The sequence below is a fragment of the Chryseobacterium sp. R2ACT005 genome, from assembly GCF_049949215.1.
GTDB lineage: Bacteria > Bacteroidota > Bacteroidia > Flavobacteriales > Weeksellaceae > Chryseobacterium.
Genome location: NZ_CP188192.1, coordinates 935793 through 954305 on the forward strand (window position 1 = coordinate 935793; position 18513 = coordinate 954305).

Below are 18513 nucleotides of genomic sequence, written 5' to 3' on the forward strand. Positions count from 1 at the left end.
TCACTATTATTAGATTATGTAATTCATATGCATTACAATAATTTTTAAATATTTCGCAAAATTGCCTGATGGCAAAATTAAGTGAAGAAGATAAATTATTAAGAATTAAGATTGCAAAGCGTTTGAAGAAACTAAGATCCGAATCTGGTAATATTCAATCAAAGTTTGCAACTGATAATGAGATGGACAGGCAACTTCTAAATAGCTGGGAAAACATTAATAACGATCGAGGAATGACAATTTACAGTATTAATCGAATCTGTAAAATTATCAATATTACTTTAAAGGATTTTTTCGATGATCCAATTTTCAAAGAAGAATAAGAGGTAATCTAACTATCAAGTTGGAATTTATATTGTTAAGTATAGAAACTAATAATCAAATGGAAAATCACCCATTCATTGCAGAGTTACAGAAACTCAAAGAATCATCTCGTCATGCTATCGCACAAGGTGATAAATATGATTTAGATGAATTCAAAAAATATTTGCATATAGAGAGAGAAGTAGAAAAAGAATTAAAAAATATTATTCTTAAAAGCAGTACATCAGAGCAGGCACAATTAATTTTAGTTTGTGGAAATGTTGGCGACGGAAAATCACATATACTTTCTTATCTCCATAATGAATTAAAAGATACAATCTCTCAATTTAAAATTCATAATGATGCTACCGAATCTCATAATCCAAATGAATCTTCCAATGTTACATTATATAAGGTTCTAAATGGATTCAGAGATGAAAATTTACACCAATCTAAAGATAAAATGATTCTTGCTATAAACTTAGGGACCTTAAGTAAGTTTATAGACACTTACGGTGAAGAATTCACTTATCTTAAAGAATATATTACACAATATAAAATTTTGGATGCTGAGTTTCCTCAGGACGATATAGCTGACGTAAGCAGGAATTTTAATCATATTAATTTTACTGACTATCATCTTTATTCATTAACTGAAAATGGAGCCGATTCAGAAGTGATAATGACTGTTTTGGAAAAGATCATTACTGATGATGAAGCTAATAGCATTCACCGAGCATACTTGGATTATAAGATAAGTTTAGATGAAAAAATATTTTGCCCGATTCTTTATAATTATGAGTTTCTTTTTGATGAAAATAATAGATTAATAATTTCTCAACTTATTATCAAAGCAATTATAAAAAGTAAAGAGATTGTTTCTATCCGAACATTACTTAATTTCATTTATGATATTTTGGTTCCAATCAATCTTAGTAGTATAAAATATACAGATTATTATGGGGAGATTGAAAGGATGAAAGCAGATGAGATGCTAACAAACTTGATTCCTAATTATTTATTTGAGCATCCTGAATTATCAAGTTTATTCAGTAAAATCGAAAATTTAGATCCTTGTATAAACCGAACAGCTGCTACAGATGATATTTTACTGACTTTAATGAATGTAGAAAAGGCAATGACTGTTTTTTCTGATTATATTAATCAGAACTATTTATACAAAATTGATTTTTTAATTAATCAAGAATATATTCTAGCAATAAATCTTTCAAAATTGTTTTTGAGGCTTAATTATTTTAGTAATTATTCTAGTCAGGAATATCTTCGAGATGAAGATTACGATGAATATATGTCTTGGTTGTTTCATTATAACAATAATCCTAAATTTAAGAGTATTTACCTTTTAGTTGAGAAAGCTGCAAAAAATTGGAATGGTAATCCAAAAAGTAATGGGAAAATCATTATCAATGTGGGAAAAAAACAAAGTCAGTACAGAATTTTCAAAGATTTTAAAGCAACTCCAGATCTTAAAATGCAAAATGCCAAAGCGAAAACAGAAGTTAAGCATAATAAATTTTCGCAAGAGTTTTGTCTATCTTATATAGGAGTTCCAAAAATTCATGTTGATTATAGTTTATTCAAACTTTTGAAGATGATTCTAAAAGGCTATAAACCTAACAAAAAAGACAATAATAACTATGTATATTTTGTAGATATTATTAATAAACTAATTAATCAGAATAAAGATAACTCTACTTTATATATAGATGAAGTAAATATTGGACAAGAGATAGATTATACATTCTCAATGGATGAATTCGGGGATTACAATTTTCAAATGATATGAAAAGAATAGAATTATTTAAAGGAGGAATTGATAATGTAAAGTCCAAGTATGTGAATAAAAATAATACTTTTAAACATATTACTGGAAGACAAGTTAAACTATTACCTTTCAAGACAAATCCAGCAGGGGATTCATTAGGTGATGATTTTAAATCTTTTCAAGGAATAACCGGAGAAATTTTTAGGTTATCAAATGGTAAAACTCAAATTGAATTTGAAGATTCTAAAGATTCTTTTAAAGCTAGTTTAAAAGAAAATATTCTAAATTCAGCAATCAATAATGTTGAAACAGAGCATACTGAACAATTAAAAAATATTTTAACACAATTATTTTTTGAAGAGGACAATAGCCTAGTGAAATTTCATATAAAAACTTTACCTTATATGAATTTTATCACTTCAGGTAAGTCTCTTAATGCTGTTAAAGAAGTTTCTATATTTATATCTGATATTTTTTTAAAGGATGTTAAAGAAACAAATTTAAATGTTGACATAGAAGCTGAAAATATTCTATCAAAATTAATAATTGATAATTTTCCTAATCTTCCTAATGTAAATTCGAAACCAGATTCTTCAATAGAAGGATATGAAAATTTTTTTCCTGAAATAAAGAAACAATTTAATGATGATTTTAGTTTTTTATCAAGTAATAGATCTTTATTTCTAAAACATATTGAGGATTTTTTAAAATACTATTATTTCCATTATTTAAATCAGTTGGCAATTAATTTAAATGATTTTGGAAGAAATGAAAAAAGAATTAGACCAATTTATTTTACAATGGATTGGGAGACATTGTCTGAATCGAGATTGAGAAATCATTCATTGGGCTGGAAGGAACTAAATAAATATTCATCTAATTTTTTCTATCATGCAAATACTTTAGAATTGTTGAACTATATCTATATTGATGGCTCTACAATTAAGAATTATAATGATTTTGTTATAATCTATGATGACTTAACAGAAGATGATAAAAAAGAACTTAGAGAATATATTACTGAGATAAGTTCTTTTTATAAAGAGAGTATTCCTTTAACAAGTGGAAGCTGGGAAGAGTGTGAAAACAAGTTAAATATTGAACTTTCAGCTAAAATGTTTACTAGCCAAATAAGCAAGAATATTTTTACGCTATACTTTTTGATAAAGTATCAATTCGATAATACACAGCGTGAACATGCTGATCAAAAATATGCCCAATGGTATTTACAATTCGGGAAATTAAATTATACCAAAACTAGAGGAAGATTAGGAAATACAACTGTATTATCCCAAGAACTTCTGCTTTTCCTAACAAAACTTTGTATTGGAAATCAAGATAAAATCAGATTAAAAACTTTGTGGGAAAAGCTAAGGGAACGAGGAATAACGTTTGATGAAATGTCAAAATTAGAAATCATCAAGTTGTTTGAAAAAATTAATTTAATAGAGAAAAAAAGTGATAGTGGAGATGCACAATACGTCAAGTCAACTATATAAGTATATTTCAGATTTAATAATAGAGTTTTTTACGGAACAAAGAATTCAATCAGGAGATCGTTATAATTTTTATCTGGAGGATGAAAATCAGATGTCTCTACTTTTTAATAGCTTATCCGAAAATTCTATCTCTTTCTCTTATATACATCCTGATGGTGGTGAAGAGTATTCTACTTCCAGTTTAATCATTGGTGATGTTCAGGTTATTATTGCTTCAAGTTTAAAAGCATCTGAGGATTATCTTACGATGCTTAGAAACAAAGTTGCAGAACAAAGTGACAAATTTGATAACACAGCCATATTAATTTTATTTAGTGGAAAGCTTGATAGTTTACTAGGAGGTAGCAGTAGTTTGAGTAAAGAAGGGATGCCTTTGCATCATTCCGTATTTAAAAAACGAATTGAAAAGGATATTGATCAAAATGATTCTTTATTAGAATATGAGAAAGCTATTTTGAAATTTGTTTCAGAAAGGAAGACTAAAAGCGTTGTTGAGGATAATAATTCAATTTTTGATTATGAATTTATAATTAATGTACTTACTAAAAAAACATTTAAAAAAGAAGATTTTAATTCTTTAGGTCTTTTTTCGCACGAAGAATTACGAACTAAAAAAAATGAAGCCTTAGTAAAAGACCTTAATGGGAATTTTAACTTATATGAAAGGTATGAGAAAATTTTTTTAAATGGCGATCCTACAATTGAGTTAGATCAAGAACTTCCTGACACTGCAATTAAAACTCTAGTATCTGAAGGTTGGAATTCATGTGATTACTCACAATTAGTAAAATGGATGGAGAGTGAGAAAGAGAAGACACCTCCGAATTTTCAATCGATTACTGGAGATAATTTATTACAAACTTTTTGGTATAAAGCAGATGGTGATTCGACTTCTAAAAAAAGAAATATAAATCTTATTGTTTTTAATCCATCGCTTGAACTTCCTTTTAAATTGAATGCAAAATATGATCAATTCATAAAAAAGGAAGGACTTAGAGTAAGGAGTGGATCTGAAAATATTAAAGTTACCAATAGTGGTTATAATATTGTTATTGAGTTTGTTAAATTTAATCCGGAAAGTTTATTTAGCCTAATTGAGTATAAAGACTCTGAAACTGATAAAAAATATCTTATCAAAATTTTATACTTACCTTTCAAAGAAAATGTTATTTCTGAATTTGAAGGAAATTTTCAGCTCAAAATTAGCAAAACATCTTCTTACTTACAGATTAAAGAAACTCCAATTCTCATCTTTAACCCCGAAGGTAATATTCAGTCCAACCAAATTTTAAGCTTAGATAAGACTGTCAAAGTTAACGCTGATGAAAAGTTAGTTTTAGATTATGATCCGTCTTTATCCCAAGAAGATGTTATCCTTTTTAAAATTGATTTTTCTGATGTTAAAATTCCCATAGCACTCAAAACTGATTTTGAATTGCCTAAGCTTATTTCTGGGCTTGAAGTTTGGAAAGAAAAAAGAATTAACAAAACTAGTTTTAAATATTTACAAGAAGGGGATACTATAAAATTATTATTTAAAAATAATGAAAGGACTATTCGTGAAGAGTTTAGAGTAAATTTGATTCACGAATATTACATTATAAATTCTGATTCATATTCCTGGGAACTAGGTTACGATAATGAAATTTCTGATAGAGATTTAGAACTAAGTGATGATATAAAATTTACTTTTAATAATTTAAGAAATTACTATAGGTCTAAACAAGCACAACCTAGTTTAGTTTATTTTAGTGAGGATTTGAAACAAATTTCGCTAGAATATATCAATTGCTTCATCAGACAATTGGAACAATTTGAAGAAAATAAATCTTTAAAACCTGCTCAGAAAAATCTATTATGGTTAGGGGTAGTTAAAGAAAATGTCGGAGAAGAGAAAATAAAATTAAGCCCACTACATCCTATAAATGTAGCCTATCAACTTCAATTAAATAATGACTTAGAAGATGAAGATATTTATGATGCTATATTAAAACGGTTAAATCCTTACAACCTGATCCCTTATATAGAGGGTAAGCCTAATGAAGTGTATATTCCGATAGATTCTAATCATTCACCAGAATGGTTGTATTATTCAATCTATCTGAATTCCAAGCAAGCTGTTCCTAAAAATTATGTGTCAAATTTAGTTGCTGATAAAATAAAAGATTTTACAACTAATTTCGATTTTATTTTTAATCAGTCTGTAAAGTCTCCTGTCAAAATCAATATTGTCAATTTGGGAGATTGTAAGGAAGTTGTAGAAGGTATTTTTGAATATTATAGAAAATATTTGAATAATAATATAAATAAAAAAATATCTGATTTATATCCTATTGAAGTAAATATTTATGGTTCACATAAAATTGTTACCAAATTTGAAGAGCTTACATTTTATGAGAATGTAGAAGATGTAGAAAAGCATCTGAGAATTGATTTAAAGTCTAAAAACTTCGAAAAGGATGACTTATTAAATGCTTTTTTTGATCAGGTAAAGTTTTACTCTAAAAATGAGCCTCAAAAAAATGAAAATTATGAGTATGCTCATATTACTTTTTATCAATTTGATGTTACTAAAACTGAAAGATCATATGATGATCTAAGTTTAGTGAAAACTGGAGTGTCATTTAATGGATTAATGGCGGATGTAGTGTCTACGCCGACAGTTGAAAATTACAGAACAGGATTTGGTACATTAGATTTACCTGAGAATCCAAACCAGCTTACAAGGTTAGCAAGTCTTTATAATGCATTTGTTCGTGTTGCTAATAATGGTGATCCTTATGAAAAGAGTAAAGCACTTTGTACTTCTATCAATTATGATGTAAAAGAGAGCCTAGAAAAATTATATAAGTCTTCCCAATGGGTCACTTATATAGACCCCAAGGTAGATCTTGATTTTTTCAAAGAAAGTAAGGATTTAGTGATTATTCACTACAGTGATCAATATAATAATTCAAATGGGTATGATGCCATTACAGTAAGTCAAAAGACAGATCAATATGAGGTTGTTGTCAAAGAGTTTTTACAAAAACATCATGTGCAGTTTGAAACTAATGACAAAAATAGTATTATTAATTTTTTCAATGCAATCAACGGAGAATGGTTATTGAAACTCATTCGTCAAAGTAGTCAGTTTCCTCGAGAAAAGCTGAGTTTACTTTCCGGAATAAAATCTACTTTATCCATATTGTATCATCCTAATATAATTTGGGTTCCAATTTCCCTGGAAGAAATTCTACGAGTTTCAGGCAATGCCGGTTTAAATATGGGAGATGGGTTATTTTCTACTAAGAATCTTGGTGCCAATGGATCTTTCAGTGATGACTTGCTATTTATAGGATTAGAAAAAGATAATGATCAATTATTAATGCATTTATATCCTGTAGAATTAAAAATTGGTAATAACTCAATTGTTAAAAAAGGTGTTGAACAAGGAGAGCGTACCGCTTCTTTACTGCGTGAACACTTAAGTAAGGAAGGGTTTTTAAGTGAATTTTACAAGAATTTTTTCGCAAAAATTGTGCTTACAAATGCTGAAAAAATGCAACTCTTCAATGTATGGGATCATCAAGACTGGTGTATTATTTCCAACGATTATCGTAAAGATTTACTGAACAACAATTTTATAATCAATAATCGTTTAGATTTGATGATTGGCTCATTTGGGTTAATTCATTTTGCAAAAGATAAGTTTAGCAGGAAGATTAGCACAAATGATCATTATATGCACGTGGAGTTATTGGAAACAGATGGATATGAATTTTTGGTGAAATCCGTTGATGATCTTATTCAATTTTTTCACAATACAGAAACTACGATTAATAAAGATTGTTTATTGATTAATGCATTTGAGCAAACTACATCTGATCCGGATCCAGTTATATTAAGTGAACTTAATAATGAAGTAATCAATAATAATTTAGAAACAGAACCATCTCAAGAAATAGAAAAAAAAAAGGTAACCAGTAATACTGCTGAAGGGATTAAAATAGAATTCGGAACTAATCTGAATAATTCTAAAAAAGTTTTTTGGGAACCAAATAATACCAATAAAGTAATGCACACTAATACAGGTATTATTGGAACAATGGGAACAGGAAAGACACAATTTACCAAATCATTGATCACCCAATTGAATGCTAATGCAGATAAAAATATTGGAAATGAAAGATTAGGGATTCTAATCTTTGATTATAAAGGGGATTATATTAAAGATGATTTTGTGAATAAAACAAATGCCAAAGTTTTACACCCTTATCATTTACCTTATAATCCATTGGCTTTAGATGCAGATGAAAAATCTAAACCAATGCTACCATTGCATACTGCTAATGATTTAAAAGAAACAATATCGAATGCTTTTAATTTAGGAAATGTTCAGAAACAACGTCTAAGAGATGTTATTGTAGAAGCTTACGAAAGCAAGGGTATTTTCAAGGCTGATCGCACTTCGTGGACACAGGCTCCACCTACTTTAGGGGATGTGTGTGATGTTTATCTAAGTCATGAAAACAATTCACAGGATAGTTTATATGCTGCCATTTCAAATCTTTCTGAATTTGAAATATTTGAGCCGGATACAGCGAAAACAAAGTCTTTGTATTCATTGATTGAGGGAATTGTTGTTATCAATTTATCTGGCTATGATGAATCGATTCAGAATTTAATTGTAGCAATTACATTAGATGCTTTTTATACACAAATGCAGCATCATGGGCATAGTATAATTAATGGAAGTGATAGAGAGATTAGAAAAATGATTCTAGTAGATGAAGCAGATAATTTTCTGAGTAAAAACTTTAATTCTATTCGTAAAATATTGAAAGAAGGAAGAGAATTTGGAGTAGGAACTATCCTGTCAACCCAATTTCTCAATCATTTTGCTACCGGTGAGAATGAATATTCCAATTATATTTTAACCTGGGTGATTCATCGTGTGAATGAGATTAAAATGAAAGAAGTAGAATCTTTATTTTCACTGGATAATAAGATACAAAAAGAAAATTTAATTAAAACAATAAAGGATTTAGAAAAGCATCAAAGTATTGTGAATTTGGCTGGTTCGGAGCCGATTTTGATAAGGGATAAGGCTTTTTGGGAATTATAATAAATAGATTTATGGATTTACCTGAATACTTAAACGCAATAAAAAACTCAAATAGAGATTGGGCAGAAAGAATTAGACGTTATAATAATGTAGGTAGTAGTAGTATAGATGCTTATAGCTACATTATTGGAGGATTAAAGATTTTACATCCGGGAATAACTTATCGTGAACTATGCAGGAGTATTACAGATGCTGACTTAGATGATCAAATAGACGCAATTGTTGTATCTAATAATACAATTTACATCTATGATTTTAAAGTAGCAATCGGTTTTGGAGAAAATGATATTCGCTTATTCCGAGATAGCGTGGATGCGCATGTTTTTAGAGGTGATGGAAATTTACTAGCATGTAATAACTTAATCCAAAGGAAAATTCCGGAAATTAATGAATTATTATTGACCGGTAATTATAATGTAGCACTAAGAGTTATTAGAGGAGGTGGGAATAGTGATTATCCTCAAGGCCAAATTGCTTTAGATCAATTACAGTACGATTCAATTATAGAAAGAAGATTAATAAGTTTAGTAGATTTAATATATATAGAGCTTAGCCTTAATAAGTTACCTATTGACTACAATCTTAAAATCACTGCAGCTAAAAACAATCCACAGGATACTAATTCGCAAATTATTATTCGAGAAGGTACTGATATAATTTCATTAGTATGTAGAATACAGTTAAAGGAGCTTGTCGATTTTTATTATTATTTTGATCCTTATCCAGAAAAAATATTTCAATCAAATGTTCGAGGTTTACAAAATAGCAAAAAGGTGACTAATGAGATTGTTCAATCTTTGAGCAGTACTCAAAAAGCAAAACAATTTTATAAACTACATAATGGAATAGCCATAGTATGTGATAGAATATTATCTATTAGTAATGGAAAATACAGACTTGAAAATCCTCAAATTGTTAATGGATGTCAAACAATAACAACTATTTCAAAGCATTTTCACGATAACAGAAATTCAGGTGCATTAAAGTATGGAACGGTAATTGCTAAGATTTTTGCCGCTGATACAAATCAGGTTGAAAAAATTTGTTTTGCAAGTAATAGTCAAGTTTCTATTAATCCTTGGGATTTAAGAACAAATGATAAAATCCAAATAATAATAGAATCTTATCTTAATAAAAAAGAAATTTCATATCATAGAAAAGCGACAAAGATTACTAATAATAATTCTTTACTTTTTACAGAACTTGGACAGGTACTTTGTTCAACCATGCTAGAAAAGCCCGCATTTGCAAAGAATTCTAGAGCTAAAATTTTTTCTAATGATCTTGATTCTCTTTATCATTCCATTTTTCCAATTAGTGTAAATCTAAAGGATGTATATACTGCGGTAAAATTCGCTTTATTTGTTAGGCAAAAAATAAAATCTGCTACGGCTGCAGATAAAAAAATTCTAGTCCCTGCTAATTTACATATTATTGCGGGGTTCTATTTACTCCGAAATCAAAATCTTACTAATGAAGATGTTTATAGTACATGTGTAAGACATATCAAGTCAATAATACGAGAAATGAAAAGACAGCATGGAACTGCTTTGACTCCTCCAATAATTTTTACTAAACATGAAGAGGCGTGGAGAATGTTAAAACAGAAGTTAAATAGAACTTATCGTATTAGGTAAATTCTTTTAATAAAATATGTATTATGATAACAGTAAAAAAGTGAAATAATTCATCAAAAACTCTCAGTATAAGCTGAAAATTTGTATAAACATCTTGTAATGTTGTTTAGATTGAAACTATATGTGAAATAGGTAGATGGTCTCTGAAAACTTAGTTCTTATATCTATTCTTTTTGTAAAATAAGATCTAAAGCATTCGAATAAATTGGCAGTTCAATTTTTTCTACACCAAATTCTTTTTCCATCATTAAATCAACAATACTATTTCCATCAATTAAAATAATGGGAACGGCTCCTGACTGTAATGATGAATCTTTTGCTTCTTTAGAAAATTTAGAGGTTGTGAAGAAAATGCCTTGTTGATACTTACCTTGTATATCTCCACGAAATTGGCTAACCTTTGGCCGACCCACAGTATTTATCCATCGCTTACATTCAAAGGCTACCAGCATAGTTGCAATACCTATTTTAAGTTCACCATAACCGTCAATACCCCCATCTTTGGTTTTTTGAGTTACTTTAACATTTTTAAAGCCGTAAACAGCTAATAGTTTTCTGCAAAATTCCTCAAAATCTTCAGGTTCAATGTTAGAAAGTTGGCTTAATATTAATTTTTTTAATGTGTGATTGTATTTCTTTTGAAGTTCTACTATTTCGTCATATGGTAATTTTTCTTTAGGTAAATTTTTATTCTTTTGCTTAGATATATAAGGTTTATCTTTAAACCAAAAAGTTCCATCCTCAAGAAATGTAAAATACTTTACTTTACGAGAGGATGGAAAATTTATATTTTCACTTTGACGTCTAAGAAGTGTGCGAACGATGTGTTCCGGGTTATCAGATTTGAAATTATACAGTTGATTTTCTATAATCTGAAGGTAAATTTCTTTTACACTAAGAGGCTTATTCTCTTTTTCGAGAACTTCGAAAATTGCATCTTTAATTTTCATTTATGGTTTATCGTTTTTCCAAATTTAGAAAAACGAGATAATATAACCAATTTATTGAATGATAAAGTTTTACTTAATGTAATATTTGAATTTTTTCAGAAATTAGTTCCACTAAAAAATCAAAACCATCAATATTATTGGCTTTCTGTAATTCCTCATTAATCAATTGCAATCCATTGTCAATATGCAATTTAATATACTTTCCAAGGTCCTTGTCTGTCTTATAAATACCATAATGAGTACAAACTAATCCAATATATATATCATCGTAATCTCCAAATAAAACAGATCGGGAATATTCTTTACCACCAGAGTCAGAAAGGGTATTTAAATTCAATTTATGATCTAGAGACAGTGAATATGATAAAGCCATACGTGCTATGATATTTTCAGTACCTAAATTCAATCTTCTTGTAAGCTGGGCAACTATATCTTTATTGGCTTTATTGGTTTTAATTTGAGTGAACATAGTTACTGTCTTTTTTAAATTCGTTAAACAACTGATCTATCTTAAATGACTTTAATGACGATACCCCTTCAACATTATCGATCATATGTACTTTATTCAAATAAGGTTTAAGATATTCATATTCTATTTCTGAAAGCTCTTTTTCCAATAATGGGAACAGAACGACTTGTTCAGAAATAGAAGGGTAGAACTCTTTAATGATGTTTTGCGAGTGAAACTTATCAAATTTTTGCAAAGGGCTATCAATAAATACTGGAAACTTAATTCCTGATTCATCTACTAAAGCTTTTAATAAAGCAGTAGCATACAATTGCTGTTCACCTTTAGATAAAGACTCTTTGTCTATGATATTATTATTAACATCTAATAAATCAATATCCATAATATCATCTTGCACATTCACTTTTACATTTCTGATAAAGTTGTTTTTATGCATTAGTTTTTTTAATCCTAATAAAATGGACTTCTGTAAAGAGTATTTTTTATCTTCTTTTATCCTCTTTATAATAATATTGATTTTGTCTAAAAGATTCTGAGTAACCTCACTTTTTGCTAAATCAGCCTCAATTAATTTAAAATTCTTTTCAAATTCAGAAAGTATTTTATGATTACTCGTTAATTGAGTTTCTAAAGTAGCAATTTCTTCATTAAGAGCACCTTTTTCTTCTGATAAGGCAATGATTTTTTTATCCGATTTAGATTTCTCTTCTCTCAATTTTTCAGCTACTGCATTGTCTTTTCTGGCTTCTGCTTGTTTGATCTTGTGGAATATCCTAGAAATAGCTAAACGATTATTTTTTTCCTCTTTAACAATATCTTGAAATTGTATACTAAAGCCTCCTTTAATATTGTCAATAACAGCTTTGATTTCTCTTCTTTGTTCGGAAGAAAAATCCAGCAGAACCTTTGTCTCATTCTCTTTAGAAGTATTAAATGAGCCAAGGGTATCTTGAATGGTTTGAACAACTTGTTTACTTTTTTTGTTTTCAATACCTAATTCTTTCAACTTTTCAATAATTGATTGATAAAGCTTTAAGTTTGAAATAAGATCAATATTTAATGGATTATTTGAAGCTTCCTCATTATCAATCTGATTTTCTAATTCAATAAGTTTTTTACCAGCTAATACAATGGGAACAATATCCAACATTTTTTTTAACCTCCCTTTAATTTCATCAGATTTGACTTTTAAGTTATGATACTCGTCTTTAAGTTCTTTCAATTCTTCTACGGTAATACCATTTCCTTCTCGGATTAATTTTTCCTGTAAAGCTTCACTTTGTTGAGTATTTAATAAAATTTCTTTTTCAATTTCATCCCTTTTACTTTGACTGATTGTAATGAGCTCTTGAATTTCAGTTTCTTTATCTAGTAATTCTTGTAGTTTTTCTTGTTGATGCGGTTTTGCTCCGTTTCTTCGAAGTTTAATAAGTAATGTTTCCAGATTCTTTTTTAAATCCTCATATTTTTTTATCCCTAATACTTCTGAATAGGCTTTGCTAAGATTTTTGAGCTCTGACTTTGATTTAGCTTCTGCAAGCGTAACGATTTTTTCAGCATCAAAGAAAAAGAATTTAGCGATCTCACGAGGTAAAATGAAGTCATTGATAAATACTTCATAGCCAACTTCTTTAGTTAATTCATTCTCAACTCCATCAATTAAAATTTCAACATCTTCAATACCGCTTTTAAGATTAAAAGATCTTTTTATTAAAACTGATTCACTAGGCATAGAAGGTATAGATAAATCTTCTAATTCGATCTCCATAGATAAAACCGGATTGATATTTTTATTTTCCTCAAACTCAGTTTTAATATCTCTGTTGAGCAGGGTAAGTAAGAAGCTCTCATACCCACCAGAATTACGAACATCACGTTTATATTTTTCTTCAACTTCAACCATCATCTTGCCATAAAAGCACCAAATAAGTGAGGTTAAAAAGGTTGTTTTTCCAAAACCATTTTTACCTGCCACAATATTGATGTTTTTTGAAGAATTAGCAGAAGAAAAATTAATTTCATTTTCCCCCTTATATATTCTAAAATTATTAAATTTTATTTTTCTAATCTTCATACTTTATTTCTTTTCTGGCATTGCAAATTTCTCAATTCTTCTTTCTATGTCATTATGCAGACCATATTTAGAGATCAGTAATGTTTTAGTTTCCTGTAGAGAAATTAAATTATCTATAAGATTATAATAACCCATATCATTCTCACAAACTTCACGGATGATTCTTTTTTCAGTATGGTCTAGTGCTTTAATGTTATTAGTGCTTATGTCCCTACCATATATTTCTTTATAAATTCCACCAACAGTATGATCAAATTCAAGATCTCTATTCCAAATAACTTGAATAGCAATTAATTCTTGATTATTGATAAGAGTAATATCTGGTCTTTCTTTTTGGATTTCTTTTTGGATGGTTAATAGGTCTCTTAAAATTTCTTTTCGATACATAATATTGTAAGTACCATTATTTTCTCCATCTTCATTTATTGCAGCTTGGCCATTTCTCCTGATATTCATTCTATTTTCAGGAAGATTACGATTTTCAACTAACCTATTTCTGAAGTCTAATAATGGCTGCATCCAGTTTCTTCCATTGCTAACTAAACCATTCATTGATTTATCATTCTTGACAACAGTACAAGTCCAACATCCAAATCTACTTTGTCCACATGAGGTATGTTTTTTATCTGTAACTACAGTAGGACATTCATAGTCATCCGCACTTGCATCTGCATAGATTTGAAATAAAATAGAATTATCAAATCCCCAAGGTGAAGGAACAGCATTAATGACATACCATACTTCTTCCATCATCATTTCTTTGATAGGAGCATAGGTATAAGTATTTGGCGATGTTTTATGTTTAGATAATCTTCTTCCTGTAACTTCATGTTTTCTTATTGAACGTTCTCTTGTAGCACTTTCATCATAACGGGTTCCTAATAAAACAATTGCTTCACCCATCTCGTCTACCTGATCTAATAGAAAGCTTGAAGTTGGTCGAATCTTTAATTTATCTGTGCACCATCTGAATGAATTATTTGGAACAGGATATCCTTTTCCAATGACATTAATCCAAAAAGTTTCTTCCAGCTTTGGCGTTGTTCTTTTTACAAAAATGGGTAAATCCTGATTTCTAGCTTCTTCATCTATTTTCTTAAGAACATCTTGTACATAGTCAGCAAGAATTGGATTTTCAACCATGGTATCATTACAGACAATATGTACCTTTCTTTTTAACTGAAAAGGATGCGGCAACTGCTCTCTAATTCTTTGTAAAGCAATCCATACTAGAGTTAATAATACCGTTGAATCTTTTCCCCCACTAAATCCGATAACCCAAGGTCTTTCAGATCTATCAGCATAGACATATTGATCTATAATTTGATCAATAATCCCTTCTATTTTTTTGCTTTTTATATGTTGCATTTTTAATCTCGACAATATTTATCCACGTAAAATTCTTGTCAAATTTAGCAAAATAACATTGAATTATAGGTAACCAAAATGTGTAATAAACATAATCTATTAAGAGTAAAGTGTTTGTGCTTTAATTAATTGAAAAGGGGTAATGATTATCTGATCAAAGTATAGCGAAAAGATTTAAAAGTTCATTTGGTGAAAAATATTTAAGATATTATTATGCAAAAAAATCCTCCTTATGGAAAAGAAGATTTATATTACAAATTGTTTTTAAGTCAGTATCTCAATTCTCCTACACATCCACCTCCTCAATCTCCACACCGGCAGATATACAAACACCACAGACAAAATCCCAGCTAAAACACCCACTACCACAGCCATTGCCGTAGCATCCAGCTTATAATCCTTTGAGAAATTATACTGTCCTATAAAGAGTAGGGAGAGTACCAATGAACCTGTAATTAAGCCATGTATAATGCTTAGTTTGGTCATTAACTTTTTAATATTCAACTGCTCGTCTACGGTAAACTCTATGGCTTCCTGGCTGGCGGCATCGGTTACTCTTTTGATGATGTCAATGGTAAGGACTACCGGAAGGAAAATGGCCATTGGCAGGGTAAGGCGGGCCAGGTTTTGGGTTCCTGAGAAAAAATGAGTGTAGCCTAACTCCTTGAAGCTGGCATACGCGATGATGAAATTAAAAAATACATTCGGGAGGACATAGTAAATCGTACGCTTGATGAGAAAGCGTTTCAGGGTAGTTTTCTTGATGGGTTTTGGCTTCGGAGGCTTTATTTTCAATTTCATAGAGAGGTAGTCAATAGCTCAATGGCTTTATCTTTTATCAGATGGGCTTCCTCTTTCGGAAGAAAGTTTTCATTGGACATGAAGGCGAAGTTCATCTGCTGGTTGTACGTACTGGCGACTAAGGTATTGGAGTTCAGCCATGGGAAAGCCACGGTAGGACTGAATACCGTTTCCAGATTGAAGTTTTTATAATCATTCGGTATATTCACCTTTCCCATATTGGATAAGGTCACATCATGTCCGCCTTCACTGGATTTCAGCATATTGATCATGCGTCCTACAATAGGGTGCATACGTTCTCCCATCCACAGGAGTTCACGGGCTTCCAGCTTACTGATTTTCTCAATAAGGTCTCTTTTGATCTGCTTGGCATTCCCCAGAACATCTTTATTGTCTTTCTTGATGGAAAGCTCTACGGTTGGGGCAAAAGCAAATAAATGATCTTCTTTGATTTCCGGAATAAAATGACGTACATCCACTGGACTGATCACCTTACCTTTGGCACGTTCTCCCTGAATATCACGGAAGGCCTGCATTACGGAAGAACATAGCAGAGCATGGACGGAAATTCCGTTGGCTTTACATTTCTCAGTAATCAATTTTGTATCCTCCGGGGTCATTTGCCAGTGAATGGCGTAGCTTTTCCCGAGGTTTCTCTTTTTACTTTTTCGCTGGATAGAAAAGAATATTCTGGCGAACAGCAGATAAAGACTGGCCTTGTATTTTTTAATTCCCGTATTAAAATCCGAAGGCAGAAAATCATCTACAGATTCAAAAGCAACATAAGGAATTAATGGAGAATAAGGATTGTCCAGCAAACTCAGAAGTTCACGCATTAAGGTCACTCCGGTAGTTCCGTCTGAAATGCAGTGAGGCATGATCCAGAGGATTTCGGAATGATCCTGTCCCTTTACCCATACTACTTCAGCCAGAGGCTTTTTGGGTTGATCAAAAAGTTGAAACCATGCTTTTTCGGATTCTTTGAACCAGTCATTATTTGTCTTTCGTTCTACAATACGAAGGGGAATAGGTTCAATATCTTTATGTCCCATAAAAAAAGGATATCGTCCGACGGTATGATCAACGATAGCTCTCAGCATGGGATGTTTCTGCTGGATTTTGATTAAAGCTGTTTTAAAAGTCCCCTCAGAAATCTGTCCGTTGATTTTTGCGGTATACACACAGTTTAAAGGCGTTTCCGGATCTACATACATGATCCTTTCCACCATCATTAAAGGTCTCTTGATCATGATATTACCATTTGTTTTAGTTGTGAATGAATCGTTTGCATGACCTCATCACGGATAGCCAATGCTTCTGTATACGGTAAATAACCTTCGCTTCCCATGAATGAAAAATCCATTTTTCCACGGTAGGTAGAAACCACCAGGGTAGTGGTATTCCCTAACGGACCAATCACTGATGGGCTGAAGATCGTTTCAACCGTAAATTCTTTATACTCATGAGGAATCTGTATCCGTCCCAGATTGGAAAACATACAGTCGTTGGAGGATTTCCCGTTCTTCAACAATTTGGTGAAACTATTCAGCGCATCATGCCCGGATTCCATGACCATCATCGTGATGTAAGGATTCAGTTTTGAGGTCTTTTGTTCCACAGATTTCTGCATGGCGCGGAGGTTGTCCTCAAAGCTTAACTTTTCATCAGCAGAAACCACAATCATCAGCCCGAAAGCGAAGATATGATCTTCTTTAATCTGACTGGCAAAACGTCTGATATCTACCGGACAGGAAACTTTGTTGAAAGATTTTTCAGCCCTTACTTTTTTAAATGCCTGCAAGACGGCCGCACTTAAAAAGGTATTCACGGTCACTTTCTGAGATTTGCAGTACGCGATTAATTCCTTGCTTACCGTTTCGTCCAGTTTCCAGTTGATCAGGTAGTCATTCTGTCTTTCTACTGCTTTTTTGCCTACAGGAATCCATTTGATGGCAGTAGCTGCAAGTCTTCCTATAAATTTAGCTTTCAGTTTCTGTCTGCGGCTGTTCAGAATGTGGGCAGGAACTACATCCTGTATTCCCAGAATCGGATTTTCTGTCCCGATTTCAGCAGCCGGATTATCCAGTACTTTCAGAAACTCATTCAGGAAAGACATGGCAGAACCTCCATCACATAAACAGTGGTGGAAGGTAAACAGCATATCGGAAACATTTTCCCCTTTGATCCAGATAAACCGGATCAGGGGCAGTTTTTCATAATTAAATGGAGTGCTCCATTCCCTTCTGGATTCTTCCTGCCATTGATCTTCACTCTGTCGGGTGATAATCCTTACAGGGATAGAGATCGGTTTTTCGGGAACGTTGAACCACGGGATGTTTTTTTCATCATGGCTGATTAATGCTCTCAGCCATGGATGTTTATTTTGAATTTGAGCCAGAGCCTGCTGGATATCTTTTAAAGTAAAAGTACCTCTCAGTCTGAACGGGATGACCGCATTAAAAGGTTCTGTTCCGTCCCCCAATAACATGCGTTCACCAAATAATAATCTTCTTTTCATG

Annotated in this window: 12 protein-coding genes; 5 read left to right on the forward strand and 7 right to left on the reverse strand. The window is 31.0% G+C overall.

The window, feature by feature from the left end; translation table 11 throughout:
• Nucleotides 1–68: 68 nt before the first annotated feature.
• The 5 genes from ACPF63_RS04425 to ACPF63_RS04445 are packed head-to-tail and all read left to right on the forward strand — an operon-like array spanning nucleotide 69 to nucleotide 10332.
• Complete coding sequence (locus tag ACPF63_RS04425; protein WP_426482109.1) at nucleotides 69–323, forward strand: XRE family transcriptional regulator; 255 nt, start codon at nucleotides 69–71, stop codon at nucleotides 321–323.
• Nucleotides 324–382: 59 nt separating this feature from the next.
• On the forward strand, nucleotides 383–2110 hold the full coding sequence (gene dptF, locus ACPF63_RS04430; protein ID WP_426482110.1) for a DNA phosphorothioation-dependent restriction protein DptF: 1728 nt from the start codon (nucleotides 383–385) through the stop codon (nucleotides 2108–2110).
• Nucleotides 2107–3588, forward strand: coding sequence for a DNA phosphorothioation-dependent restriction protein DptG (dptG, locus tag ACPF63_RS04435; RefSeq protein WP_426482111.1), 1482 nt, complete (start codon nucleotides 2107–2109; stop codon nucleotides 3586–3588). The genes dptF and dptG overlap by 4 nt, the downstream gene beginning before the upstream one ends.
• On the forward strand, nucleotides 3560–8695 hold the full coding sequence (dptH, locus tag ACPF63_RS04440) for a DNA phosphorothioation-dependent restriction protein DptH (RefSeq protein ID WP_426482112.1): 5136 nt from the start codon (nucleotides 3560–3562) through the stop codon (nucleotides 8693–8695). Before dptG ends, dptH begins: the two co-directional genes overlap by 29 nt.
• A gap of 11 nt (nucleotides 8696–8706) precedes the next feature.
• Nucleotides 8707–10332 (forward strand): AIPR family protein, encoded by a 1626-nt coding sequence (locus ACPF63_RS04445; RefSeq protein ID WP_426482113.1) that lies wholly within the window; start codon nucleotides 8707–8709, stop codon nucleotides 10330–10332.
• 164 nt (nucleotides 10333–10496) lie between these two features.
• On the opposite strand, the gene ACPF63_RS04450 is transcribed toward ACPF63_RS04445, so the two are convergent.
• The 7 genes from ACPF63_RS04450 to ACPF63_RS04480 all read right to left on the reverse strand — a co-directional run bounded on the left by ACPF63_RS04450 (nucleotide 10497) and on the right by ACPF63_RS04480 (nucleotide 18512).
• Complete coding sequence (locus ACPF63_RS04450; protein WP_426482114.1) at nucleotides 10497–11282, reverse strand: restriction endonuclease; 786 nt, start codon at nucleotides 11280–11282, stop codon at nucleotides 10497–10499.
• A 73-nt stretch (nucleotides 11283–11355) separates the two neighbouring features.
• Complete coding sequence (locus ACPF63_RS04455) at nucleotides 11356–11751, reverse strand: DndE family protein (RefSeq protein ID WP_426482115.1); 396 nt, start codon at nucleotides 11749–11751, stop codon at nucleotides 11356–11358.
• On the reverse strand, nucleotides 11735–13825 hold the full coding sequence (locus ACPF63_RS04460; RefSeq protein ID WP_426482116.1) for a hypothetical protein: 2091 nt from the start codon (nucleotides 13823–13825) through the stop codon (nucleotides 11735–11737). The genes ACPF63_RS04455 and ACPF63_RS04460 overlap by 17 nt, the downstream gene beginning before the upstream one ends.
• Before the next feature lie 3 nt (nucleotides 13826–13828).
• Nucleotides 13829–15193: a DNA phosphorothioation system sulfurtransferase DndC gene (gene dndC, locus ACPF63_RS04465; protein WP_426482117.1), complete on the reverse strand. Its 1365-nt coding sequence runs from the start codon at nucleotides 15191–15193 to the stop codon at nucleotides 13829–13831.
• 264 nt (nucleotides 15194–15457) lie between these two features.
• Nucleotides 15458–15994 (reverse strand): hypothetical protein, encoded by a 537-nt coding sequence (locus tag ACPF63_RS04470; protein ID WP_426482118.1) that lies wholly within the window; start codon nucleotides 15992–15994, stop codon nucleotides 15458–15460.
• Complete coding sequence (locus ACPF63_RS04475; protein WP_426482119.1) at nucleotides 15991–17244, reverse strand: phthiocerol/phthiodiolone dimycocerosyl transferase family protein; 1254 nt, start codon at nucleotides 17242–17244, stop codon at nucleotides 15991–15993. The genes ACPF63_RS04470 and ACPF63_RS04475 overlap by 4 nt, the downstream gene beginning before the upstream one ends.
• Nucleotides 17241–18512, reverse strand: coding sequence for a condensation domain-containing protein (locus tag ACPF63_RS04480; RefSeq protein ID WP_426482120.1), 1272 nt, complete (start codon nucleotides 18510–18512; stop codon nucleotides 17241–17243). Before ACPF63_RS04480 ends, ACPF63_RS04475 begins: the two co-directional genes overlap by 4 nt.
• Nucleotide 18513: the final 1 nt, after the last annotated feature.